Genomic DNA, 23,006 nt, shown 5'->3' with positions numbered 1-23,006 from the left:
CGTCGCCCATCCCCCCACCCGCCCTGCCCCGCTCCGCGATCGCGGGGCCGTTGCCGGTTCCGGTGACGCCTGGCCTTACGCTGGCCGGGCACCCAACCGAAGGGAAGATCATGTTCCGGCATATCGTGCTGTTCACCTGGACGCAAGAGGCCACCGACGAGCAGCGGGCCAGGGTCGTGGCGGAGCTCAACAAGCTGCCCGGGGCCATCACGGAGATCCGCTCCTACGTCCTTGGCGCGGACGCGGGCGTGAACCCGGGCAACCACCAGTTCGCGGTCGTCGCGGACTTCGACAGCGTCGACGACTACCTGGTCTACCGTGACCACCCGCTGCACCAGGCCATGATCGCCGAGCACATCAAGCCGATCGTGGCTTCCCGGGCGGGGATTCAGTTCGAGCTCTAGACCTCCGGCGGGTGGTTCTCGCGGTGCATCAGGCGGTCTTCGGACGTGTTCCCGCGCTTCGGGGCCATCACGATGCTCAGTACGACCCCGACGGCGCCGACGATCATGAAGATCAGGCCGATCACGTCGATGTGCACGGCCTCGCCGAGCACGGTGGGGTCGATGGCGAAGCGGAGGATGGCGCCAAGCGTGAGAAAGAAGATGCTGACCCCGACACCCATGAGTTCCTCCGGGTAAGGCTGCCTGCCAGGTAAAGGGAGAGTACGAGAAGGGTCATACCCTTTCGGGCGCGGTCACACCACTGAAAAGGACCTTGTCGGCGGCGGTGGGTCCTCGGGAGCCCAGCCACACCGGGACCCCCAGGGCCCCGGCCACCGCCGCGGGCCAGTCGTCGACACCGTCGGCGTAGTGCGGCCGGGCCGCCGACAGCCGCCTGGTCAGCCTGGCCTGCCCTTCGAGGTCACCCGCCGTGCCCACCGGCAGTTCGCCGATGTCGTACGACACGCACATCCGCGAGACCGGCGCGTCCAGGTGGGTGAGCGCGAGGGCGTCGGCCCCGCCCGCGACCGCCAGCGCGTAGCGGTGGGCCACCGCGTCGAAGTGACCGGTGCGGAAGGGCCCCTGCCAGGGGCCGGTCCCGTTGTGCGCCTCGGGCGGTGTCAGCGCCGAGTCCTCGGTGACCAGCGGTCCCGGGCCGTGCCTGGGCGTGTAGGTCCGCAGCACGCCCAGCCGTACGGCCGGCACCCCGTCGAGCAACTCCAGCGCGTTGGCGAAGGTCGTCGTGCTCCAGGTGGTGTACGGATGGAAGCCGTGCCACTCGTCGAGCAGCACGCCCTGCGCCCCCTCGAAGATCACGGGCCGCTTGCGCAGCAGCGCGGTCGTGAAGGAGGGGCCGACCAGGATCACTCGCTCGGCGAACGCCCGGTAGGCGGCGACGCAGTCCTCGACGGGCGGTCCGGTCACCCCGAGCGCCTCGCGGAGCGCGTACAGCTTGCGGGTGAGCCGGGCCGGGTTCTCGCAGTCGCCGACGGTCGGCGCGAGCTCCGGGTGCTCCAGGGCGTAGGCCATGGTCTCGCCGACGCCCATCCCGCACGACCCGTGCCGGTCCTCGCCGCGTGCCAGTTCCCTGGCCTGCCCCGCCGCCACGTGGTACGGCGTGGCGAGCAGGGCGTCCCGGTCCACGGTGAGCAGGCGGAACGGGTCACCGACGCCCAGCTCGCTCAGGTGGGCCGCCTCCCGGGCCAGCGCGAGCGGGTCTGTGACCATGAACCTGGACAGGTGGGTGGGCACGCCTCTGAGTGTGCCCGACCCGAACTGTGCGAACGTGTGGTGCCGTCCGTCGGGCAGCACGACGTTGTGGGCGGCCTGCCCACCCCCGTTGAACCTGACGACCGCCCCGATGGGTTCACGGGTGCAGAGCCAGTCGATGATCGTGCCTTTGCCCGCGTCGCCGTAGCCGAGGTCTGTCACGATCATGTGTTCGCGCATGTGGTCCTCTGTTCGTGGTGGCGGCCTGCCCGGCGGGCGTCGTTGAACCTGACGACCGCCCCGATGGGTTCGCGGGTGTGGAGCCGGTCGATGATCGTGCCTTCATGTGCTCGTGGTGGCGCCCTGCCCGGCGGTGAGTTCCTGTCGCCGGGCAGGGGCCGTTTCCCTTCGTGGTGGCACTCCCCGCCGCTTTCGCGGTGGCCGCCGCACGGCGGGGAGGTCTTCAGAGCCGCGTCACGCCGCTGTCGCCGCCCAGGTCGAGACCGTCGGCGACCACGAGCGTGCCGCGGTCGAGTTTGGCGAGGGCCCTGCCCACGGCGGTCCCGGCGGTCGAGCCGAGCTCGTCGAGGTCGTCCAGCCCCTCTCGCAGATCGATGGCGTCCTCGCCGAGACCGACGGTGAGCGCGATGGTCTCGCAGACGGCGTCGAGGTCGTCCAGCTCCAGCACGTTCTGGCCGAGCAGCTCGCGCCAGGCGGCCAGCACCCGGCCGTCCCCGGCGTAGCTCGACCCTGCGGGAAGGATGTAGTAGACGTCGTAGACCCTGGTCAGCTCGGCGACGATCTCCCTGGTCGGGATGTCCCGCCGGAGCCGATCGCCGACGACCTTCTCGACCTCGCGCCGCTTGACCTGGGGGTAGGGCAGTTCGTCGCCGATGATGAACAGGTAGCCCCTGCGCCCCCGCTTCTCGAAGCAGTCGATCGAGGTGTGCCTGGCCATGAAGTACATCGCCAGCTCGTACGACTCGCTCATCTGGCCGCCGCCCCCGCCCTCCAGCAGGACCTTGCCCAGGTGCTCGTCCATCCGGTTGTCGGATTCGAACTGGCCGATCTGCAGTGGGGCCCGGTCGCAGGTGGCGTCGCCGATCGCGCCGAAGAGGATCTGCGGGTCGGTGGCGTAGCCCTTGCGGAGCAGCAGCCCGAGCAGGTCGGGCAGCTTGGTCTGGAGGGTGCGGGGCACCCCGCGCATCGAGCCGGTCACGTCGAACAGCACGACCACCGCGAGGGAGTCGGGGTGTTCGGCGGAGTCGCGGCTCTCGCGGAGCGTCACCCCGTGCGGGTCGAGGTCGGGGTGGGTGGAGCGGGCGCCGCCGTCGCTGTAGGCGAAGGCGCTTGAGCCCTTGGCCGCGCGATAGCTCGCGGCGGCGGAGTAGACGTCGGTGGACCAGATTCCGCTTCCCACGGGGGATCTCCTCGGATCAGGGATGGCACGTTCTCAAAGGTGCAGTGGCCGGTATTTCCTCGGCCCGTACAGGTCGTCGAGCAGGTCGTCGAGTTCCCCCAGGAGCCGCCACGCGTCGCCGGGCGGGCTCAGCAGGCTCCCCCGGACGAAGCGTTTGATCGGAGTGGGGGCCCGGTCGCCCATGAGGGCGGCCACGGAGCGGGTGGCGAGGTGGATGTCGGTGGCGGGGGTGGCGGGTTTCCTGGCCAGGACCTCCGGCGGGTAGTCGTCGCGGTGCCTGGTCACCAGGGCGGTGATCGGGGTGCCGAGCGGTACCGACTGGCTCCAGTCGACGAGCACCAGGCCGTGGTCGACCGGGTGGACGAGGACGTGGTGCCCGAACACCGCGCCGTGCACGACGCCCGCCCGATGGGCCGCGCCGACGGCCACCAGCAGCCGCCGCCAGATCCACGCCGCGTCCCTCGCGTCGAGCACCGGCCGCCGCCGCCGGACCTCGTCCAGGCTCACGAACCCGTCGGGCGCCCGGCTGATCACGTTGGCCGACCGCTCGACACCGTCGCGGCGGTGTCGGAACGAATCCACCAGGCGCGGCACGTACGGCAGGAGCAGCGGGTCGCCGTCTCGCTCGATCGTCACCAGGGCGTCCGCCTCGCGACGCATGAGGTCGTTGTCCGCGTGGCTGCGCGGGAGCTTGAGCAGCGTGTCCGGGCCACTCTCGTAGAGCACGGCCGAGGCGCCCCTCCGGAAGACGCCCCCGATCCGGTAGGTCCCACGCCCGGTGGTGATCACCGTCTCCGCGGCCGGCCCCGAGGCCCCGCCGCGGGCCGCCCACAGCTCCGCCAGCCTGGCGAACGCCTCGGCGGTCTCGGCTCCCGGCGCGAGGTCGGGATGGAGCAGCCTCGCCAGCCTCCGGTACGCCCGGTGTGGGGAGTCCCCGCCGAACAGGTCGTCGGGGGTGTGGGCGGCGGTCACCAGCGCGATCGCCTCGGCCCTGGTCACCTGATCTGCTCCTCCCTGGCAGGCCGTAGCAGGGCGGGGTGCAGGAGCCGTGCGTCGCCGGCCCGGTAGAGCTTGGCCCGGGGACCGCCCCTGACCCCGCCGCTCTCGGTGGTCTCGCCGGTGCTCTCCACGAAACCGGGCACCGACAGGATCTTGCGATGGAAGTTGCCCGCGTGCAGTGGCACGCCCCAGACCGTCTCGTAGACACCGCGCAGCTCGGAGATCGTGAACGTCTCACCGGCGAACGCGGTGGCCAGCGGGGTGTACTCCAGCTTGCCGCGTGCCCGCTCCAGTCCGTGCGCCAGGATGCGATCGTGGTCGAAGGCGAGCTCCGGCAGCTTGTCGACCGGGTGCCAGGCGGCGTCCGCCGCGTCCGTGCCCGCCCGGGGATCGGGCAGGTCGGGGGCGAACGCCAGGTAGGAGATCGACACGACCCTCATCCGCGGATCACGGTCGGGCGTTCCGTAGCTGGCGAGCTGCTCGATGTGGACCCGGTCCCCGAGGCCCGAGAGCCCCGTCTCCTCGGCCAGCTCCCGCGCCGCGGCCTGCGGCAGATCCTCTCCCGGCCGGATGAACCCCCCGGGTAGCGCCCACAGCCCCGCATGGGGTTGCTCGCCCCGCCTGATGAGCAGAACGCGCAACCCGCCCCCGCGAATGGTGAGCGCCACCACGTCGACGGTCACCGCGACCGCCGGGTACATCCGCGGGTCGTAACCCGCCAGAAACTCAGACTCATTCATACATGTCCTTCTCAAACTGAGACAATCTCAGTATGAGAATAACATTGCCCAAATGTCAACCACCTCACCTATCGGGGCGGGTGTCGCCGGTCAGGGGGCCGCGCTTCTCAGGCCGTCGAGTATCACCGTGGTCAAGTGGTCGCCGGCGCGAGCTCCGGGGCGGCAGACGGCGACGTTGAGCAACCCGACGACCTCGCGGGGCGGAATGTCGTGTCGGAGCGTCCCCTCACGCTGAGCCTGTTCCACGATCCGCTCGAACAGTGCGTCGAGGCTCCGCTGCAGTTCGAGCAACTCGGGATGGAGTGACAGAGAGGTGGACATCGACTTGATCAGGGCCATGGGCAGTCCGGCGCAGTGCTCCACGAGCAGCTGAAGGGCCTGCCAGCGAGACATGTCCGCCGCGTCGGTGGTCAGGCCGAACTCCAGGAGTCCGCGCAGCGTGTCGAGTGCGATGCTCTCCAGCAGTGCCTGACGGTCGGGGAAATGGCGGTAGAGCGTGCCGACGCCGAGTCCGGCCGTGCGGGCGATCTCCTCCATGGAGACGGCGGCCCCGTGTTCGGCGAACAGGTCGAGCGCGGTCGTGGTGATGAGTTCGCGGTTGCGCCGCGCGTCGGCTCGCACCGGCCTCCCCCTGTCCTCTCGCTCTTTCCAGCAAAACGGAACCTTGAGTTCAGTTTAAGGTAGCGGGAGCGAACGGAAGATGAAGGTCTGCTTCAGGTTGGAGGGATCATGGAAATCGGCGTGTACGTCGGCGGCGCCGGGCTGGGTCTGGACGAGATGACCGGCCAGGTGCGCGCGGCGGCGGAGGCGGGGCTCGACAGCGCCTTCCTCAGCAGGCTCACCGCGTGGGACGCGCTCACCGTGCTGGCGCTCGTGGGACGGGGCGGCCCGCCCCACGGATCGTGGCGACGGTCATGGTGAGTGTCACCGCCGATCTCGACGGCATCAGGCGGCGGGTGACCGAGCAGGTGGGCAGCGCCGCGCGCTTCCCCGGTTACCGGTCGCTGCTGGATCGCCAGGGCAAGTCAGGAGTGCACGAGACGGTCGTCGCGGGGGACGAGACCGTCGTGGCGAGGGCGATCCGGCGCTACGCCGAGGCCGGGGCGACGGAGTTGGTGGTGAGCGCGGTGGGCGACGAACGCGAGCGGGCGTTGACCCTCGACGTCCTCGCCTCCGCGCGGGTGTGAACCCGCGGAACACGGCGGCCGGATGACGAACCACGAGGGGCGCCCCCGAAACGGGACCGCCCCTCGTCTGCCTGCCGCGGGAGCAGGTGGCTTGCTCAGAAGGCCTCTTCGGGCAGCTCCATCAGGTCCTGGCCGGTGGCCTCCAGCGTGCGGCGCTCGGCGGCGATGCGGGGCAGGACGGTCTGGGCGAAGAACGAGGCCGCGGCGACCTTGCCGGTGTAGAAGGCCCGGTCGTCCTGCGCGGTCTCGGCGGAGCCCAGCGCGGCCAGGGCCACCTCGGCCTGGCGGAGCAGCAGCCAGCCGATCACCACGTCGCCCAGCGCGAGCAGGAACCGGGTGGTGTTGAGGCCGGCCTTGTAGACCTCCTTCGGCGCCTCCAGCGAGCCGATGGCCCAGCCCGCCATGGTGTCGGCCATGGCCTTGACCTCGTCGGCGGCCTCGGCGAGAAGCTTGCGCTCCTCCTTCAGCCGACCATTGCCGGCCTCGGAGGCGGCGAAGGCCTTCACGTCGTCGTACAGCGAGCCGAGGGTCACGCCCTGGTTACGCAGGATCTTGCGGAAGAAGAGGTCCTGCCCCTGGATCGCGGTGGTGCCCTCGTACAGGGAGTCGATCTTGGCGTCCCTGATGTACTGCTCGATCGGGTAGTCCTGCAGGTAGCCCGAGCCGCCCAGGGTCTGCAGGGAGCGGGCGAGCAGCTCGTAGGAGCGCTCGGAGCCGACGCCCTTGACCAGCGGGAGCAGCAGGTCGTTCATCGCCTCGGCGCGGCTGTTCCTGCGGCCCTCGTGCTCGGCGATCAGCACGTCGTCCTGGTAGGTGGCGGTGAGCAGGACCAGCGCCCGCATGCCCTCGACGTACGCCTTCTGCAGCATCAGCTCCCGGCGTACGTCCGGGTGGTGGGTGATGGTCACCCGCGGGGCCGACTTGTCGGCCAGCTGGGTCAGGTCGGCGCCCTGCACCCGGGCCTTGGCGTACTCCAGGGCGTTCAGGTAGCCGGTGGAGAGCGTGGCGATCGCCTTGGTGCCGACCATCATCCGGGCGTGCTCGATGATCATGAACATCTGCTTGATGCCCTCGTGGACCTCGCCGATCAGCGTGCCCACGGCCGGGTGCTTGTCGCCGAAGGTGAGCTCGCAGGTCGTGGAGACCTTCAGGCCCATCTTCTTCTCGACGTTGGTGACGTAGACGCCGTTGCGCTCGCCGAGCTCGCCGGTCTCCAGGTCCACGTGGTACTTCGAGACCAGGAACATCGACAGGCCCTTGGTGCCGGGGCCGTGCCCCTCGGGACGGGCCAGCACCAGGTGGAAGATGTTGTCGCTCAGATCGTGCTCGGCGCTGGTGATGAAGCGCTTGACACCCTCGATGTGCCAGGTGCCGTCGTCCTGCCGTACCGCCTTCGCGCGACCCGCGCCCACGTCGGAGCCGGCGTCCGGCTCGGTGAGCACCATGGTGGCGCCCCACTGGTTCTCGATGGCCAGCTCGGCGTAGCGCTTCTGTTCCTCGGTGCCGATCACGTGGAGCACGTGGGCGAAGGCCGGGCCGCTGGAGTACATCCAGATGGCCGGGTTCGAGCCGAGGACCATCTCGGCCAGCGCCCAGCTCACGCTGCTGGGCAGGCCGGGGCCGCCGAGCTCGGCGGGGAGGCTGAGGTTGGTCCAGCCGGCGTCGCGGTAGGCGGCGAAGGACTTCTTGAAGCCCTCCGGCATCGTCACCGAGCCGGTGGCGGGGTCGAAGACCGGCGGCTTGCGGTCGCCCTCCTCGAAGGAGTCGGCGAGCACGCCGGTGGCCAGGCGGTTGACCTCGTCGAGGAGGCTCCGCACCACGTCCTCGTCCAGTTCGGCGTAGCGGCCGGTGCCCAGAATGTCCCGGCGCCCGAACACCTCGAAGAGGTTGAACTCCAGGTCACGGACGTTGCTCTTGTAGTGGCCCATGGGGTCTGCTCCTTGAAACCGGGGGAACCGGAACTTTCCATACTCGCCAGTAACGTTACCGGTAATGCTACCCGCCAGTAACCCTAAGAAAACCGTACTGACTGGGACGTTCATCACGACATGCCAAGACACCCGGCCCGGCGCCGATCGATCGGCCCCCGAAGCTCTTCTAGGCTCGCCACATGGACGAACAGTGGCGGGCCGACCTCGAACGGTGGAGCATTCCCGAGGAGATCGCGGCCAGGGCGCCGGCCGATCCCTGGGGTCACTCGTCGGCGCGGTTCGCCGAGCGCACCGACCGCGCGCTCGCGGCCCCCGAGGGGCCGACGCTGGCGCGGATGGCCGAGGCGCTCCCGCCCGGCGGGAGCGTGCTGGACGTCGGCGCCGGAACGGGGGCGGCCTCCCTGCCGCTCGCTCCCCGCCTCGGAGAACTGATCGCGGTCGACGTCTCCGACGCCATGCTCGCCGAACTGGCCTCCCGGGCTCACGCGCTGGGCGTACCCACCCGGTTCTTCCGGGGCCGCTGGCCCGACATGGCGGCCGAAACACCGATCGCGGACGTCGCGGTCGCCGCCCACGTCGTCTACAACGTGCCGGGGCTGGCCGGGTTCCTCACCGAGCTCACCGGTCACGCCCGGAGCCGGGTCGTCCTGGAGCTCACCGGGCAACACCCGATGAGCTGGCTCAATCCCCTCTGGCAGCACTTCCACGGCATCACCCGCCCCGGCCGCCCCACGGCCCACGACGTGATCGCCATCGCCGAGGGGCTCGGGTACGAGGTCGGCCACGAGTGGCGCCTGGCCCCGCTGCCCCGCTTCACCCGGCTCGAAGACCTCGCCGAGAGCGCCTGCCGCAGGCTCTGCCTCGGCCGGGAGCGGGCCGACGAGGTCATCGCGGCCGTGATCGAGCTGGACATGTGGCCGGTCCCCCGGGACCGGTGGTTCACGCTCTGGTGGGAATCAAAGTGAGACCCTGCCGCGTTCCAGCGATCGAACCCTCAGAAGGGGTGTTCCCGGACGAGACGCGCCGTACCCGGTAGGCAAAGACGACGCTCCTGATCAAAGGAGGAGCTGTCATGGCCTGGATTGTCATCTTCGTCGCCGGTCTGTTCGAGGTCGCGATGGCGTACTCGCTCAAGCTGAGCAACGGATTCTCCGTACTGCTGCCGAGCGTCGGCTTCGCCGTCTTCGGGCTGCTCAGCTTCGGCCTGCTCGCGATGGGCCTGAAGACCCTGGAGGTCGGTACGGCCTACGCCGTCTGGACGGGCATCGGAGCCGTCGGCACCGCCGTGCTGGGCATCGTCGCCCTCGGCGAGAACGCGTCGGCTCTCAAGATCGCCTCGATCCTGCTCATCATCGCGGGCGTCGTCGGACTCAACCTCGCCGCCGGCGGCCACTGACCGTACGCCTGCCCGAACGCGCCGTACGACGCGATCGGGCGGCCCCGCTCCGGAAAAGGGTGCCTGAAACCAGCTTGACGGTTTTGATGGTGTCGGGTTGGGTGGGCGCATGATTGTTGTTCAATACGTGACCTTCGACTGCGCCCAGCCATACGAACTGGCGACCTTCTGGCGGGACGCCACCGGCGGGGAGCTCCACCCGGAGACGAAGAAGGAGGACGACGAGATCCTCCTGCAGGGCGGCGGGGTGGATCTGCTGTTCATCAAGGTTCCCGAGGGCAAGACCGTCAAGAACCGCCTTCACCTGGATCTCACCGGCTCGGCGGGCAGCACCCGCGAGGAGGAGGTCGAGCGCCTGCTCGGGCTCGGCGCCAGGGTCTTCGAGGACAGGCGCAACCCCGACGGCACCGGCTGGGTGACGATGCTCGACCCTGAGGGCAACGAGTTCTGCGTCTGCCGCGCCGGATACGAGTACGCCTAGCGGAGTGGCTTTGGGCCCGGTCACTCCGGAAAGGCTTGGCCGGGCCGCGAGCCCCGGCGACCGAAGGTGGCCGGCGGCGGCCGACACGAGGGCCGGTCGCCCGTGGGGCTCGGCGATCACCCGGGGGTTCAGCGACCGCCGGGAAGTGAGGTCTGGCCGCGGCCCTTGAGGGTCAGCGCCAGGACAGCAGTGATCAGATAGACCATGACCCCGCCCTGCAGGGCGTCCAGCGCCGCGCTGAACACGCCCTCGCCGTCGACGATGAGCTGCACCGGATACATGAGCATCGCGGCACCGAGCGAGGGGTAGAGGGCGAACCTCCAGGGATGGCGCAGCGCCCAGAGCCGGGCCTGCCGGGTCACCCGGTCCGCGCTGTTGGGCTTGCTGATCGAGCCGATGGCCGCGATCAGCGAGAACAGCCCGATGCCGACCACCATCGCCCAGGTCAGATCCCCGCCACCGCCGAGCACCCCCAGCCCGAAACTGGCGGCGGCCACCGCGCCGCCGGTCACCGCGGCGGCCTTCCAGGGAGCGCCGCGCAGCGCCGCTCCGGCGAGGGACATCTCGTCACGTCGAGTCAGTTCGTCGTTCATGCCATCAAGGCTGCCTCCCGAACCCCCTTGCTCACATCGGGGAGCGACCCTGATTGTTCCCCTAGTTGCTGTATCGGCTTGCCGTTCGTGCCGCTTATTGACCGGAGTTGAAGGCGCGGGACGGCAACGACCTGAGCGTCATCGGCAGCTCCGCACTGGTGCGCAGCCTGCATGCGGCCGATCTGATCGACCTCCGGAGGTCTTCACGAGAGCGCCCTCAGGGGTACGGGAGGAGCCGAGGCGGCACCGGTTCGGGATAGTTTGACCCCCATGCCGGTGAACTTCCGTATCGCCCGTGCCGAGGACGTTCCGCTCATCGTGGCCATGCTCGCCGACGACGCCGTCGCGGCCACCCGCCAGGGAGCCTACGGCGCGGAGCATCGTGCCGCCTTCGAGGCCATCGACGCCGACCCCGCCAACGAGCTGATCGTCGCGGAGCTGGACGGCGAGGTCGTGGGCACCATGCAGCTCACCTACATTCCCGGCATCTCCCGCCGGGGTGCCCTCCGGATGCAGATCGAGGCGGTCAGGGTCGCCTCGGAGCTGCGCGGGCGGGGTCTGGGCCGCACGATGATGGAATGGGCCGTCGAGCGCGGGCGGGCCCGGGGCTGCGCCCTGGTCCAGCTCACCACGGACAAGACCCGCGAGGACGCCCACCGCTTCTACGACTCCCTCGGCTTCGTCGCGTCTCACGAGGGCTACAAACTCGCGCTGACCTGACCGCTCCCGCCTGCCGGTCACTCGGCGGCGTGCGGGCCGATCTCGACCAGGTTGTCGTGGTAGACGGCGCCACGGCCCAGGTCGGCGTCGCGGGCCTCCACCACGGCGTTCACGGTCGTGCCTCCCGAGCTCAGCTTGCGCCAGTGCCCCTTGGTGGACGCGACCACGCCCGGCCGGACCCGCTCGCTGATCTCGACCACGGCCTCGAACTCGCCGCCGTCGTTGAACACCCGGGCCCGCTGCCCGTCGCTCAGCCCCCTCGGTGCGGCGTCGGCGGGATTCACCAGGACCCGCGGGCCCTTCGAACGCCGCAGCAACTCGGGGTTGTTGCCGAAGATGGTGTTGAGGAAGGTGTGGGAGGCGGGGGTGATGAGCGCAAGCGGGTACGGTCCCGGCGCGGCCGAGGCGGTGCGCGGCGGGACGTAGGCGGGCCCCGCACCGAACTCCATCCGGCCCGAGGCCGTCGGGAAGCCCTCGGTGAACGGCACGAACGGCCGTGGCACGTTGAGGCGGACCCACCCCTCCTTGCGCAGCCGGTCGAGCGTGATGCCATCGAGCGACGGATGGCCCGAGGAGAGCAGCTGCTCGGCCAGCTCCAGGTCGGAGTCGTACAGGGACGGCTCGGTGAGCCCCATGTGCCGCGCCAGACGACGGAAGGTCTCGGTGGTGGACAGGCACTCGCCCGGCGGCTCGACCGCCGGTGAGTTCCACATCAGGTACATGTGTCCGTAGCCCGCGTGCAGGTCGGCGTGCTCGATCTGCATGGTGGCGGGGAGCACGATGTCGGCGTGGTCGACGGTGTCGGTCGGGAACTGTTCCATCACGACGGTGAACAGGTCCTCGCGCATCAGCTTCTCGCGGATCCGGTTCTGGTCGGAGGTGGAACTCATCGGGTTGGCCGCGTACACCCACAGGCACTTCACCGACTCGTCCAGCTGATCGGCCAGCCGGGTCATGGTGAGGGTGCGGACCGGCCGGGCGAGCAGGTCCTCGCGGGTGTCGATGTTCAGGTGGATGTGCCCGCTGGTGGAGTACGCGATCCCGCCGCCGGGGTGGCGCCAGTCGCCGGTCACGCCGGGGATGGCGGCGATGGTGCGCATCGCGGTGCCGCCACCGGCGTGCCGCTGCACGCCCATGGTGGCCCGGATGCCGGTGGGCCGGATGCGCGCCAGCCGTACCCCCAGGGCCCGGATGTCGGACTCGGCCAGCCCGGTGATCTCCGCCACGCGTGCCGGCGGGTGGCGCAGGATCTCCTCGCGGAGGTTCTCCCAGCCGGTCGTGTGGTTCTCCAGGTAGTCGCGGTCCTCGGCCCCCTCGGCGAGCACGACGTTCATCAGCCCCAGGGCGAGGGCCGCGTCGGTGCCGGGCCTGATCGGCAGGTGCTCGTCGGCCTGTTCGGCGGTGCGGGTCCGGATTGGGTCGATCGCCACCACGTGCGCCCCCGCCGCGCGGGCGTCCTGGATGAACTTCCACAGGTGGTGCCCGCTGGTCAGCGTGTTCGTGCCCCACAGCAGGATGAGCCGGGACAGGGCGAACGTCTCCGGATCCATCCCGCCCGGTGTGCCGTAGATCTGTCGCAGCCCGGAGTTGCCGGCCGACGAGCAGATGTTCAGAAAGTGCCTCGACGCGCCGAGCACATTCCAGAACCGCCGTCCGGCCACTCCCTCGGCACCCTGGAGGTATCCCAGCGTGCCGGTGCCCAGGTAGGGCCAGATCGCCTCGCCGCCGTGCTCGTCGACGATGCCGCGCAGCCGTACGGAGATCTCCTCCAGGGCCTCGTCCCAGCTGATCCGCTCGAACCTGCCGGACCCCTTGGGGCCGGTCCGCCGCATGGGGTGCAGGATGCGGTCGGACGCCCGGCTGTGCTCCAGGTAGCGGTTGACCTTCACGCAGAGCGCGCCGCGGGTGTAGGGATGGTCAGGGTTGCCGCGCATCTTGACGGCCTCACCGTCCTGGACGGTCACCACCCAGGAGCATGTGTCGGGGCAGTCAAGCGGGCACGCCCCCAGCACTCGAAGTTCGCCTGACGACATGCCCTCGACTGTAGCCGCGCCCGGGGAACGCGGGTGTCACCGGAGCAGCCCGGGAGGCTCGTGCCGGTGGTCGTGGCCCAGCCCTCCTCCGGCTCTCGGCCCGCCGATTCTCGGTTCTTTGACTCTCGGTCCTCCGGCGGGGCCGGGGGCGACGGGATCGCCGGGGAGGTCGCGAGCGTACGCGTAGGTGTGCGCCGCCGCGGCGATCGCGGAGGCGTTCGCCTCCAGCGCCCCGTCGTCGATGTTGGCGAGGGTGTCGCACGCCTGGTGGTAGCAACTGTCGTAGGGAGCCCCGGCCTTGCCGCCGAACTTCGCGGCCTCCTCGGCGGACTTGATGCCCTCTGCGCCGGTGAACAGCCCGCCCGCGGCGATGCCCGCCTTGATGAAGGGGCCGTAGTCGGAGCGGCCGGTGAAGTCGGCGTCCTGGTGCGGCTTGCCCACGGCGTCGAAGTACGACTGGAAGAGCCTCTCGATCCGGTCGGAACCGGCCGGCGGACGCGTGTCCAGGCCCGTGTCGGAGTTGTCGCCGTCGTAGATCCCCAGGACGTGGTTCGGTGAGGCGATCATGTCGAAGTTCAGGTACAGCTTGATCTTCGCCCGTTCCGCCGCCGAGAGATCGGCGACGTAGTGGGTGGAACCGAGCAGGCCAAGCTCCTCCGCGCCCCAGAAGGCGAAGCGCAGCCTGTTCCTGGTCCGCAGGTCCTTCGCCGCCAGCGCCGTCTCCAGAACGCCCGCGGTCCCGGAGCCGTTGTCGTTGATGCCGGGGCCCGCCATGACACTGTCCAGGTGGGCGCCGAGCATGACCACCCGGTCGGGGGCGCCCTGGCGGCTTTCGGCGATGACGTTGCGTGTTCTGCGGTCGGGGTCGCTCTCGGCGTCCACCGCGAGCGTCGCGGTCGTTCCCGGCGCCGACAGCTCCTTACCGGCCGCGAAGGTGGTTCCGACGATCGGGATCTTGATGCTGGAGGTGTTGACCGAGCCCCGCAGCAGAATCCTGCGGTCGGCGAGAGCCTCACCCGGTTGCCCCTCGTTGAAGATGACCACCCCGGACGCACCGGCCGCCTGGGCCCGCTCCGCCTTGATCTGGAAGCTACAGGAGCCACGCTGGAGCAGGGCGATGTTCCCCCGGACGAACCCCTTGAAGTCACTCACCTCGCATCCGGAGGAGGAGCTCGCGTTCAGGGCCGGCGGCAGTACCAGGTCCACGCCCTGCACCGGAGCCGTGACCTTCCCCGAGCCGGAGTAGGTCATCGTCTCGAAATCGACGCCGGGCAGGTACGCGCCGGCCGCGGGGGACGATCGCGCCAGCACCGGAGCCTTCCGCTCACGGAAGAAGGGAATCCCGAACTCCTGCAGGGTGACCCGGTATCCGGCGGCGCGCAGTCTGTCCGCGACGTAGGCGACCGAGGCCTCGTGGCCGGGGGTGGCCGCGGCCCGGGTGCCGCCGTTGGCGTCGGCGATCTCCTGGAGCCTTTCCAGGTGCCGCCTGACGGACGCGAGCTTGATCGACTGCCCGAACGCCTTGGCGGCCGGCGGCAGGAGGCTCTCCGGAGGCGGTTCCGAGGGCAGGTCCGGCGGGCCGTGGGCACCGGCGTCCAGCGGTGCGGAGGCGGCGAGCCCGCGCACCGTTCCGGGCAGGGGCGTGGCCCAGGCCGTGTCGACGACGGGCGGGATCGTGACCGAGGCGACGGTGATGGCGGCCAGCACTCTCCCAAAGGCACGTGCACTCATGTCAGGCTCCTCTGACATCGGGGACGGCATTACTTGAAGACATCGGTGGCAACGGGGTGACCACCGGGCAGGTCGTCGGCCCGGGCGTAGACGAACGCGGCTGCCGCGATCGCGCCGCTGTTCAGCCCCAGGGCGGTGTCGCTGATGTTGGCGATGTCGTCACACCTGAGGTGATAGCAGGGGTCGTAGCGAGCTCCCGCCCGGCCGCCGAAGATCACGGCCTCCTCCGGGGTCTTGATGTCGACGGTGCCGGTGAACAACCCGCCCGAGGGGATGCCCGCCGCGGTGAAAGGGCCGTAGTCGGTGCGGATGGCGGCGTCGACGCTTCTGTACGGCCGGCCCGTCTCCGTGAAGTACGCCTGGAAGAGCCGCTCGATCCGGTCCGAGCCGGGTGGTCCCGCGGGGGCGCCCACCCGGTCGGAGTCGTCGCCGTCGTAGATCCCCAGGATGTAGTTCGGCGAGGCGATCACGTCGAAGTTCAGATAGAGCCTGATGTTCGCCTTCTCCGTGGGAGAGAGCCCGGCCAGGTAGTGCCTGGAACCGAGCAGACCGAATTCGTGGCAGCTCCAGAAGGCGAAGCGCAGCTTGTTTTGCGCCCGTAGGTCCTTCGCCGCCAGCGCCGTCTCCAGGATGCCCGCCACCCCGGAACCGTCGTCGTCGATGCCGGGGCCGTCCGGGACGCTGTCCAGGTGGGCGCCGAGCATGACGACCCTGTTCGGGTCGCCCCAGTCGCTCTCGGCGATGATGTTGCGTGTCGCGCGACGGAGGTCGCTCTCGGTGTCGGTGACGAGGGTCACGACCGTTCTCCGTGCCGACAGCTCCCTGCCGACCGCGTAGGTGGTGGAGATGACCGGGAGCTTTACGGTGGGGGCGTCGAGGGAACCGCGCACCAGGTCCCTGCGGTCGTCGACTCCCTGGCCGGCCTGACCCTCGTTGAAGATGATCACCCCGGACGCACCGACCGCCTGGGCCCGCTCCGCCTTGATCTGGAAGCTGCAGCCGCCACGCTGGATCAACGCGATGTTCCCCCGGACGAACCTTGCGAAGTCCCGCGCCTGGCAGCCGGAGGTCGAGCTCGGCTTCGGAGTCGGCGGCAGGGTGAGGTCCACCCCCTGAACCCGTGCCCTGACGCCCCCCGAGCCGGAGTACGTCACGGTCCTGAAATCGGTGTTGTTGATGTACGGCTTGGCGACATTCGAAACGATCCGCCGGAACAGCGGGAACGTGACGTTGCGGAAGAAGGGGAACGTGAACTCCTGCAGGGTGACCCGGTAGCCGGCGGCGCGGAGCCAGTCGGCGACGTAGCTGACCGAGGCGTTGTAACCGGGGGTCCCCGAGGCCCGGGTGCCGCCGTTGTCGTCGGCGATCTCCTGAAGCCTCTCCAGGTGCCGCTTGACGCGTACGACCTTGATCGACTGCCCGAACGCCCTGGCCTCCGGGGTTATCGGGGAGTCCGCGGGGGGTGGGGCCGGTGATCCGGGAGGGCTCTCCGCCGACCCGCCGGACGCCGGTGCGGATGTCGTGAGAAAGGGCTTTCCCGAAGCCGGTGCCGCGCCGGTCGTCACGGTGGAGACGGTGGACAGGGCCATGGCGGAGACCGTGGTGATCGCGACCACCATTCCCCTGGAGGCGCGGGTGCTCATGCGGAACCTCTCAACGTGCATGGAGCGCCCGAGCTCCCGGGAAGGCGGTGAGAGGCGACCGCGACGAGGTGTTCCCACTCCCCGGACGCGGCCCTGCGGGCTGCGGGCGGGCGAAGGGACATGACGGCAGCCTTCCAGTCCCGCACCCGCTAAATCCAGTATTCCCGCAGCTGGAAGGGTCAATTCTCGATCTCGGACAGGTACGCTGTGCTCGCTCCGTCGCCCTCGTCGAGGAGGGGATCGCGCGAGGCGGGCGTCCACGATCTCTTCGAGACCGCTCCCGACGGCCCGCTCGACGGCCGGGGCACCATACGGTGTCATCGGGTGGCCTCGTTTTCTGATTTCAGCCACCAAGATGGAAGCCAGACTGTCAAGACTGTCGGAAGCCGTCGACATGCGTATGGCTCCGATTGTGGACACTGGGGGAGAAGGTCGGTGACGCAGCTGTAATGCGGAACATGCAGAATCGCTGGCGGTGACGGAAATCAAGGAGCTGGACGAAACGCCGTCCGACGACGGCACACGGCCGGCGACGGACGGCGATCTGACCATGCGCGTCATCGAGCCGCTGCTTCCCCAGCGGATCCGTCGCCCTTCGGACCTGCTGCGGTTCCTGGCGACCCTGCTCGGGCTGGTGGCCGTCATCCTGCTCGCCCTCGTCGCGCAGAAGACCCTGAACGGCCTGGAGGGCGACGTCGCCGACGGCACCAGCCGGGCGCCGTTCCTACTTAGCGGCCTGGCCGGGGTGCTGAGCGCCTCGGCCATGCTCGGCGTGCCCATCGCCTTCGCCATCGAGCGGGTGCTGCACCGTGACGGCCTCCGGGTGGCCGAGGGGCTCTTCGCGGCCATCGCCGCGATGGTGCTCTCCTTCGTGCTCGGCGAGTGGATCGTGCACGCCGGGCCCGAGGACCTGAGGCTCCTGATGACCGGAGGCAGGGCCGGAGTCGAGCCGGTCAACACGCTGCTCACCCCGATCATCGCCTACGTCACCGCGGTGCGCATATCCCGCCGCCCCACCTGGCGGGCGGCCCTGTGGAGCGCGGTCGCGCTCAACGCCGTCGCCCTGTTCGCCGGGCTCGCCGCCACCATCCTCGGCATCGTCGTCTCCATCCTGCTCGGCCTGGCCGTCGGCTACGCCACCCTGTACGGCGTGGGCAGCCCCAACACCCGCCCTCCGGGCAGCGCGGTCGTCAGCGTGCTTCGCAAGCTGGGCTTCGCCCCGGTCAAGGCACATCGGCTCGACGACGACTACCAGGGCAGCCGCCGCTACGCCGTCGAACTCAGGAACGGAAGCCGCCTCGACGTCACGGTCCTCGACCGGGACCGCCAGGTGGCCGGGGTGCTCTACCGCATCTGGCGGCGCATCCGGCTCAACTCCGAGACCCGCCGCAAGGCCATCCGCTCACTCCGCGCCGAGCTGGAGCGCGAGGCCCTGATGGCGTACGCCGCGCAGGCGGCGGGAGTGAGCACCCCCCGGCTCGTCGGTACCAGCGAGATCGGTACGGAGGCCGCGCTGCTCGCCTACGAGCACATTCCCACCCGCACGCTCGACGACATCCCCGACGAGGAGATCGACGACAACCTGCTCGCCCAGATCTGGGAGCAGGTCCTGCTGCTGCAGGTCCAGCGGCTCGCCCACCGGCGGCTGACCGGTGACAGCATCCACGTCGACCGCGAGGGCCGGGTCATCCTCACGGACGCCCGCAGCGGCGAGATCGCCGCCGGTGACCTGCTGCTCCGCCTGGACATCGCCCAGCTGCTCACCTACCTCAGCCTCCGCGTCGGAGCCCGGCGGGCGGTCAACGCAGCCGCGGCCGGAGCCGGGCACGGCCTGCTCGCCGACGCGCTCCCGCTGCTCCAGCGGATCGCGCTGACCCGCGAGACCAGGGCGGCGCTCAGCAAGAACAAGGGGCTGCTCACCGAGATCCGCGAGCGGATCGTCGAGCTCACGCCCAGGGCCGAGGCCGAGGAGGTGCGCCTGGAGCGCTTCCGCCCCAGGACCCTGATCACCATCATCGGCACCGCGTTCGCCGCGTACTTCCTGGTCTACTACCTGACCCAGATCAACCTCAACATGATCACGTCGGCCAAGTGGAGCTGGACCGGCGTGGCACTGGTCGCCGCGATGATGAGCTACGTCGCCGCCGCCTTGATGCTGCGGGGCTTCGTACCGGAGAAACTGCCCCTCGGCCGTACCGTGCTCGTCCAGTTCGCCGGATCGTTCGTCAAGCTCGTCGCGCCCGCCGCGGTGAGCGGGGTCGCGATCAACACCCGCTACCTGCAGAAACGCGGCATCCCCCTGGGGCAGGCGGTGGCCAGCGTGGGTGCCTCCCAGCTCATCGGACTGGCATTCCACATCGCGCTGCTCCTGCTGTTCGCCTACGTCACCGGTTCCAACACCGCCTCGTCGTTCACCCCGTCGCGCACGCTCGTGCTGACGCTGCTGGCCGTGGCCGTGGTGGTGCTGGTCATCGTGGGTGTGCCGCGGCTGCGCCGCATGATCACCACGCGGCTCCGTTCACTGTTCTCCGGCGTCATCCCGCGCCTGCTCGACGTCCTGCAGTCGCCCCGGAAGATCATTGAGGGCTTCAGCGGCACCCTGCTGCTCACCCTGTTCTTCGTGCTCTGCCTGGACGCCTGCGTCCGCGCCTTCGGCGGCTCCCTCAACTTCGCCGCCGTCGCCATCGTCTTCCTCGCGGGCAACGCCATCGGCTCGGCGGCCCCCACCCCCGGCGGCCTCGGCGCCGTCGAACTGTCCCTGTCGGTCGGCCTGACCCTCTCCGGCCTGCCCGGTGAGGTGGCGACCTCGGCCGTGCTGCTGTTCCGGCTGCTGACCTTCTGGCTGCCGGTCCTGCCCGGCTGGGCCTCGTTCGCGCATCTGCAGCGACAGGAGGCGCTCTAGCCCTGCCCCCGTGCCGTGAGAAAGACCGCCGGCAGGTGGCCCGGCGGCCTTTCTCACGGACGAAGGTCAGGCCTCGCTGGACCTGGCCCAGAGGTTGATGCCCGCCTCGACCGCGTCCTTGTCGATCGCCTCAAGCTCCGCGGCGTCGAACGACGTGTTCCGCACGGCCGCGAGGCTGTTCTCCAGCTGCTCCACGCTGCTCGCGCCGATCAGCACCGACGTGACGCGCCTGTCGCGCAACGCCCAGGCCAGCGCCATCTGCGCCAGCGACTGGCCGCGCCCGCCCGCGATCTCGTTCAGGGTGCGGATGTGCCGCATCGTCTCCTCGGCGAGCATCTCGGGGGTGAGGAAGCGTCCCAGCGAGGCCCGCGACCCCTTGGGGATCCCGTTCAGGTAGCGGTCGGTCAGCATGCCCTGCGCCAGCGGGGAGAACGCGATGCAGCCCACGCCCTCCTCCTCCAGGACGTCCAGCAGCCCGCCCTCGATCCACCGGTTCAGCATCGAGTACGAGGGCTGGTGGATCAGTAGCGGCGTGCCCATCTCCCGCAGCAGCCGCGCGGCCTCCGCGGTGTGCTCGGGCGAGTAGGACGAGATGCCCGCGTACAGCGCCTTGCCGGACCGGACCGCGTGGTCCAGCGCGCCCATCGTCTCCTCCAGCGGGGTGTCCGGGTCGAACCGGTGGCTGTAGAAGATGTCGACGTAGTCGAGCCCCATCCGCTCCAGCGACCGATCCAGGCTGGACAGCAGGTACTTGCGCGACCCCCACTCACCGTACGGGCCGGGCCACATGTCGTAGCCCGCCTTGGTGGAGATGACCAGCTCGTCCCGGTACGGGGCGAAGTCCTCGCGGAAGTGCCGCCCGAAGTTGGTCTCCGCGGACCCGGGCGGCGGACCGTAGTTGTTGGCCAGGTCGAAGTGGGTCACCCCCAGGTCGAAGGCCCTGCGCAGGATGGCCCGCTGGGTCTCGAAGGGCTTGTCGTCACCGAAGTTGTGCCAGAGCCCCAGCGAGACGGCGGGCAGCCTGAGCCCGCTCTTGCCGACCCTGTTGTACGGCTGGCGTCCGTCGTACCTGTCATCCGCCGCGATATATGTCACTGGGTCACCTTGGTCGTGTCGAGAATCCAGGAGAGGGTGAAGGCCTCCTCGCGCCAGGAGTCGTACCTGCCGCTGCGGCCGCCGTGCCCGGCGCCCATCTCCGTCTTGAGCAGGAACGGCCCGCCGTCCGCGACGTCGCGGAGCTTCGCGACCCACTTGGCGGGCTCGTGGTAGAAGACCCGGGTGTCGTTGAGGCTGGTGATCGCCAGAATCGGCGGATAGACCCGGCCGTCCACGTTCTCGTACGGCGTGTACGACTTCATGTACGTGTACACCTCGGGGTTGTGCAGCGGGTCGCCCCACTCGTCCCACTCGATCACGGTCAGCGGCAGTGAGGGGTCGAGGATGGTGTTCAGCGCGTCCACGAACGGCACCTCCGCCACCACACCCGCGAAGGTCTCGGGCGCGAGGTTGGCGACCGCGCCCATCAGCAGCCCGCCCGCCGACCCGCCCCTGGCGACGATCGCGCTCGACCAGCCGGTGGCGGAGAGGTGCTCGGCGGCGGCGACGAAGTCGGTGAAGGTGTTCTTCTTCTTCTGGAACTTGCCGTCCTCGTACCAGTGGCGACCCATCTCACCGCCGCCCCTGACGTGCGCCACGGCGAAGACGAAGCCCCGGTCGAGCAGGCTGAGCCTGGCGATGGAGAACGAGGGGTCGATCGAGATCTCGTAGCTGCCGTAGCCGTAGAGCACCGTGGGGGCCGGCCGCGGAGTGCCCTTTCTCATCACGATCGAGATCGGGACGCGGGTGCCGTCGGACGCGGTCGCCCACTCGCGGAACTGCTCGTAGTCGGTGGGGTCGTAGCCGCCGAGCACGACCTTCTGCTTCAGCAGGACCAGCTCGCGCGCCGCCAGGTCGTAGTCGTAGACCGACGGCGGGGTGACCATGCTGGTGTAGCCGAGCCGCAGCCGCCCGGTGACGAACTCCGGGTTGCCCGACGGGGCCACGTCGTAGATCGGCTCGGGGAAGGAGATCTCGTACGCCTCCCCGGCGCGGGGCAGGATGCGGATGCCGGTGAGCCCGTCCCGGCGGAAGTGCACGACGGTGTGGCCCTCGAAGGCGTCGACGTCGAGCAGCCGGGTGTCGGCGCGGTGCTCGATCAGCGGAGTCCAGTCGCCGGGGGCGTCGAGTGGTGCGGTGGCCAGCTCGAAGTTCTCCGCGTTCCGGTTGTGCAGGACCAGGAAGTGGTCGCCCGCGTGGTCGACGCCGTACTCGACGCCGGTCTCCCGGGGCCGGACGACGCGGAACTCGCCGGTCGGGGCGTCGGCCTCCAGGACGCGGACCTCGCTGGTGATCTTGCTGCCGGAGGAGAGCACCAGGTAACGCTCGCTTCGGCTGAGCCCGATGCCGACCCAGAACCGCTCGTCGGCCTCCTCGTGGACGAGCGTGTCGTCCGTGGCGGGGCTGCCGATCGTGTGCCGGTGCACCTGGTTGGGTCGCCAGGCCTCGTCGACGGTGGTGTAGAAGAACGTCGTGCCGTCGGCCGACCAGGCGCCGCCGTAGAAGATGCCGGGGATCTCGTCGGGGAGGGTCTCGCCGGTGGCGAGGTTCTTCACCCTCAGGGTGAAGCGCTCGTCGCCGGTGAAGTTGGTGGAGTAGGCCAGCAGGGTGCCGTCGGGACTGACCGAGCTGGTGCCGATCGAGAAGAAGTCGGAGTCTCCGGCGAGCTCATTGCCGTCGAGCAGGATCTCCTCGCCGGGGAGCGACTCGCCGGCTTTCAACTCGGGCGGGGTCTCGCCGTCCGCCGCCACCCGGCACTGGATGCCGTACTGCTTGCCCTCCTCGGTCCGCGAGTAGTACCACCAGCCGCCCTTGCGGGTGGGGACCGAGAGGTCGGTCTCAAGGGTGCGTCCCTTGATCTCCTGGAAGAGCGTCTCCTGCAGGGGCTTGAGGTGGGCGGTCGCCTCCTGTGTGTAGGCGTTCTCCGCCTCCAGGTGGGCGACCACCTCCGGGTCGTCTTTTACCGTCAGCCACGCGTAGTCATCGACCACGGTGTCCCCGTGGTGCACGCGCTCGCTGGGAACCTTCTTCGCCGTCGGCGGCGTCTGGCTGCTCACTCGGCCGAGTCTATGTTTCCGCCGGTCCGTGCTCGGATCACTCGCTCGGTCGGGTCGATCGGCCTCGACATGCCGGGCCCGCGCTGCTCGCGAGCCGGGCTTGGCCCCTCCGGCCGGCCCAAGGTTTCCTCGTACGGGGTTCGCCGTTACGTTCCGAGCGCTCTTGCAGGACTGCTAATCTTTTGGAGTCGGCAGGGTCCGACGCAAACCACTCTAATCACTCCGGTGACTTCCGTATGGCTTGTGTCGTGTCTGCTGACAATCCCTTCGAAACCCAAGGTTCCAGAGTCCGGTTCGCAGAGCCACTCAGGTGCTGGTAAGTTTAAGGGGTTGCTCTGGAAACGGAGCCGCCAAATTCCAGCAAGACCTGCAAGATCAAGTCAATCGATTCAAAACGAGCCGGTTTGACACGAAAAAGCGGGCCTG

The 23,006-nt window shown here is 69.7% G+C and carries 21 protein-coding genes and 1 riboswitch; of the genes, 8 read left to right on the top strand and 13 right to left on the bottom strand.

The features are described 5' to 3' along the window. The first annotated feature begins 110 nt into the window (after nt 1–110). A complete protein-coding gene (locus tag IG98_RS0126030) occupies nt 111–404 on the top strand; it encodes a Dabb family protein (protein WP_030917418.1) in 294 nt (97 codons plus the stop codon). On the opposite strand, the gene IG98_RS0126025 is transcribed toward IG98_RS0126030, so the two are convergent. The 6 genes from IG98_RS0126025 to IG98_RS0126000 all read right to left on the bottom strand — a co-directional run bounded on the left by IG98_RS0126025 (nt 401) and on the right by IG98_RS0126000 (nt 5,432). Continuing rightward, entirely contained in the window at nt 401–625 is a 225-nt protein-coding gene (locus IG98_RS0126025) for a DUF6458 family protein (protein ID WP_030917415.1), read from the bottom strand. The two genes, IG98_RS0126030 and IG98_RS0126025, sit on opposite strands and share 4 nt — an antisense overlap. A gap of 52 nt (nt 626–677) precedes the next feature. Further along, entirely contained in the window at nt 678–1,880 is a 1,203-nt protein-coding gene (locus tag IG98_RS0126020) for an adenylosuccinate synthetase (protein WP_245651714.1), read from the bottom strand. Between the two features lie 235 nt (nt 1,881–2,115). Continuing rightward, the gene (locus IG98_RS0126015; RefSeq protein ID WP_030917409.1) at nt 2,116–3,072 is read right to left on the bottom strand and encodes a hypothetical protein; all 957 of its coding nucleotides are present in this window, start codon (nt 3,070–3,072) and stop codon (nt 2,116–2,118) included. Between the two features lie 33 nt (nt 3,073–3,105). Beyond that, the gene (locus tag IG98_RS0126010) at nt 3,106–4,071 is read right to left on the bottom strand and encodes a lipopolysaccharide kinase InaA family protein (protein ID WP_030917407.1); all 966 of its coding nucleotides are present in this window, start codon (nt 4,069–4,071) and stop codon (nt 3,106–3,108) included. Further along, nucleotides 4,068–4,811, bottom strand: coding sequence for an NUDIX hydrolase (locus IG98_RS0126005; protein WP_030917405.1), 744 nt, complete (start codon nt 4,809–4,811; stop codon nt 4,068–4,070). The genes IG98_RS0126010 and IG98_RS0126005 overlap by 4 nt, the downstream gene beginning before the upstream one ends. Before the next feature lie 90 nt (nt 4,812–4,901). Further along, a complete protein-coding gene (locus tag IG98_RS0126000) occupies nt 4,902–5,432 on the bottom strand; it encodes a TetR/AcrR family transcriptional regulator (protein ID WP_030917402.1) in 531 nt (176 codons plus the stop codon). Between the two features lie 108 nt (nt 5,433–5,540). Between IG98_RS0126000 and IG98_RS52645 the strand changes: the two genes are divergently transcribed. Beyond that, on the top strand, nt 5,541–5,732 hold the full coding sequence (locus IG98_RS52645) for a hypothetical protein (RefSeq protein WP_030917399.1): 192 nt from the start codon (nt 5,541–5,543) through the stop codon (nt 5,730–5,732). Continuing rightward, a complete protein-coding gene (locus tag IG98_RS52640; RefSeq protein WP_030917395.1) occupies nt 5,726–5,998 on the top strand; it encodes an LLM class oxidoreductase in 273 nt (90 codons plus the stop codon). Before IG98_RS52645 ends, IG98_RS52640 begins: the two co-directional genes overlap by 7 nt. 95 nt (nt 5,999–6,093) lie before the next feature. Here IG98_RS52640 and IG98_RS0125985 read toward each other — a convergent pair whose 3' ends face one another. Continuing rightward, a complete protein-coding gene (locus IG98_RS0125985) occupies nt 6,094–7,926 on the bottom strand; it encodes an acyl-CoA dehydrogenase (RefSeq protein WP_030917392.1) in 1,833 nt (610 codons plus the stop codon). A 182-nt stretch (nt 7,927–8,108) separates the two neighbouring features. Here IG98_RS0125985 and IG98_RS0125980 point away from each other — a divergent pair, with 182 nt between their 5' ends. From IG98_RS0125980 to IG98_RS0125970, 3 genes are all read left to right on the top strand, one after another. After that, entirely contained in the window at nt 8,109–8,894 is a 786-nt protein-coding gene (locus IG98_RS0125980; RefSeq protein WP_030917389.1) for a class I SAM-dependent methyltransferase, read from the top strand. Between the two features lie 20 nt (nt 8,895–8,914). Beyond that, a riboswitch (guanidine-III (ykkC-III) riboswitch) is annotated at nt 8,915–8,981 on the top strand. Between the two features lie 20 nt (nt 8,982–9,001). Then, nucleotides 9,002–9,325 carry a DMT family transporter gene (locus IG98_RS0125975; RefSeq protein WP_030917386.1) on the top strand — a complete coding sequence of 108 codons (324 nt, stop codon included), beginning with the start codon at nt 9,002–9,004 and terminating at the stop codon, nt 9,323–9,325. 109 nt (nt 9,326–9,434) lie between these two features. Next, complete coding sequence (locus IG98_RS0125970) at nt 9,435–9,806, top strand: VOC family protein (protein ID WP_030917384.1); 372 nt, start codon at nt 9,435–9,437, stop codon at nt 9,804–9,806. Nucleotides 9,807–9,934: 128 nt separating this feature from the next. Here the strand turns inward: IG98_RS0125970 and IG98_RS0125965 are convergent, their stop codons facing one another. Further along, nucleotides 9,935–10,399 (bottom strand): hypothetical protein, encoded by a 465-nt coding sequence (locus IG98_RS0125965; protein ID WP_030917381.1) that lies wholly within the window; start codon nt 10,397–10,399, stop codon nt 9,935–9,937. A 270-nt stretch (nt 10,400–10,669) separates the two neighbouring features. On the opposite strand from IG98_RS0125965, the gene IG98_RS0125960 reads away from it, so the two are divergent. Beyond that, entirely contained in the window at nt 10,670–11,119 is a 450-nt protein-coding gene (locus tag IG98_RS0125960; protein WP_030917378.1) for a GNAT family N-acetyltransferase, read from the top strand. 17 nt (nt 11,120–11,136) lie between these two features. Here IG98_RS0125960 and IG98_RS0125955 read toward each other — a convergent pair whose 3' ends face one another. The 3 genes from IG98_RS0125955 to IG98_RS0125945 are packed head-to-tail and all read right to left on the bottom strand — an operon-like array spanning nt 11,137 to nt 16,526. After that, on the bottom strand, nt 11,137–13,152 hold the full coding sequence (locus IG98_RS0125955; RefSeq protein ID WP_030917375.1) for a molybdopterin-containing oxidoreductase family protein: 2,016 nt from the start codon (nt 13,150–13,152) through the stop codon (nt 11,137–11,139). Nucleotides 13,153–13,188: 36 nt separating this feature from the next. Next, entirely contained in the window at nt 13,189–14,883 is a 1,695-nt protein-coding gene (locus IG98_RS0125950; RefSeq protein WP_084195657.1) for a M28 family metallopeptidase, read from the bottom strand. 29 nt (nt 14,884–14,912) lie between these two features. Beyond that, a complete protein-coding gene (locus tag IG98_RS0125945; protein ID WP_051752907.1) occupies nt 14,913–16,526 on the bottom strand; it encodes a M28 family peptidase in 1,614 nt (537 codons plus the stop codon). Nucleotides 16,527–17,001: 475 nt separating this feature from the next. Between IG98_RS0125945 and IG98_RS0125940 the strand changes: the two genes are divergently transcribed. Beyond that, on the top strand, nt 17,002–19,428 hold the full coding sequence (locus IG98_RS0125940) for a lysylphosphatidylglycerol synthase transmembrane domain-containing protein (protein ID WP_245651713.1): 2,427 nt from the start codon (nt 17,002–17,004) through the stop codon (nt 19,426–19,428). Nucleotides 19,429–19,494: 66 nt separating this feature from the next. On the opposite strand, the gene mgrA is transcribed toward IG98_RS0125940, so the two are convergent. Together mgrA and IG98_RS0125930 are read right to left on the bottom strand one after the other, a co-directional pair. Then, nucleotides 19,495–20,523: an L-glyceraldehyde 3-phosphate reductase gene (mgrA, locus tag IG98_RS0125935; RefSeq protein WP_030917359.1), complete on the bottom strand. Its 1,029-nt coding sequence runs from the start codon at nt 20,521–20,523 to the stop codon at nt 19,495–19,497. Further along, nucleotides 20,520–22,580, bottom strand: a complete 2,061-nt coding sequence (locus tag IG98_RS0125930) for a S9 family peptidase (RefSeq protein WP_030917356.1) — start codon at nt 22,578–22,580, stop codon at nt 20,520–20,522. Before IG98_RS0125930 ends, mgrA begins: the two co-directional genes overlap by 4 nt. Nucleotides 22,581–23,006: the final 426 nt, after the last annotated feature.

Source organism: Streptosporangium amethystogenes (genome assembly GCF_000721075.1).
Taxonomy (GTDB): domain Bacteria; phylum Actinomycetota; class Actinomycetes; order Streptosporangiales; family Streptosporangiaceae; genus Streptosporangium; species Streptosporangium amethystogenes.
This window is presented reverse-complemented; position numbering and strand designations above follow the sequence as displayed.

Bases quoted from the DNA above. Each gene is read 5' to 3' on its own strand.
- IG98_RS0125960 (WP_030917378.1), top strand. From the start codon at position 10,670: ATGCCGGTGAACTTCCGTATCGCCCGTGCCGAGGACGTTCCGCTCATC.
- IG98_RS0125970 (WP_030917384.1), top strand. From the start codon at position 9,435: ATGATTGTTGTTCAATACGTGACCTTCGACTGCGCCCAGCCATACGAA.
- IG98_RS0125955 (WP_030917375.1), bottom strand. From the start codon at position 13,152: ATGTCGTCAGGCGAACTTCGAGTGCTGGGGGCGTGCCCGCTTGACTGC.
- IG98_RS0125975 (WP_030917386.1), top strand. From the start codon at position 9,002: ATGGCCTGGATTGTCATCTTCGTCGCCGGTCTGTTCGAGGTCGCGATG.
- IG98_RS0126030 (WP_030917418.1), top strand. From the start codon at position 111: ATGTTCCGGCATATCGTGCTGTTCACCTGGACGCAAGAGGCCACCGAC.
- IG98_RS52640 (WP_030917395.1), top strand. From the start codon at position 5,726: ATGGTGAGTGTCACCGCCGATCTCGACGGCATCAGGCGGCGGGTGACC.
- IG98_RS52645 (WP_030917399.1), top strand. From the start codon at position 5,541: ATGGAAATCGGCGTGTACGTCGGCGGCGCCGGGCTGGGTCTGGACGAG.
- IG98_RS0125985 (WP_030917392.1), bottom strand. From the start codon at position 7,926: ATGGGCCACTACAAGAGCAACGTCCGTGACCTGGAGTTCAACCTCTTC.
- IG98_RS0126025 (WP_030917415.1), bottom strand. From the start codon at position 625: ATGGGTGTCGGGGTCAGCATCTTCTTTCTCACGCTTGGCGCCATCCTC.
- IG98_RS0125965 (WP_030917381.1), bottom strand. From the start codon at position 10,399: ATGAACGACGAACTGACTCGACGTGACGAGATGTCCCTCGCCGGAGCG.
- IG98_RS0125950 (WP_084195657.1), bottom strand. From the start codon at position 14,883: ATGAGTGCACGTGCCTTTGGGAGAGTGCTGGCCGCCATCACCGTCGCC.
- IG98_RS0125945 (WP_051752907.1), bottom strand. From the start codon at position 16,526: ATGAGCACCCGCGCCTCCAGGGGAATGGTGGTCGCGATCACCACGGTC.
- IG98_RS0126005 (WP_030917405.1), bottom strand. From the start codon at position 4,811: ATGAATGAGTCTGAGTTTCTGGCGGGTTACGACCCGCGGATGTACCCG.
- IG98_RS0126020 (WP_245651714.1), bottom strand. From the start codon at position 1,880: ATGATCGTGACAGACCTCGGCTACGGCGACGCGGGCAAAGGCACGATC.
- IG98_RS0125980 (WP_030917389.1), top strand. From the start codon at position 8,109: ATGGACGAACAGTGGCGGGCCGACCTCGAACGGTGGAGCATTCCCGAG.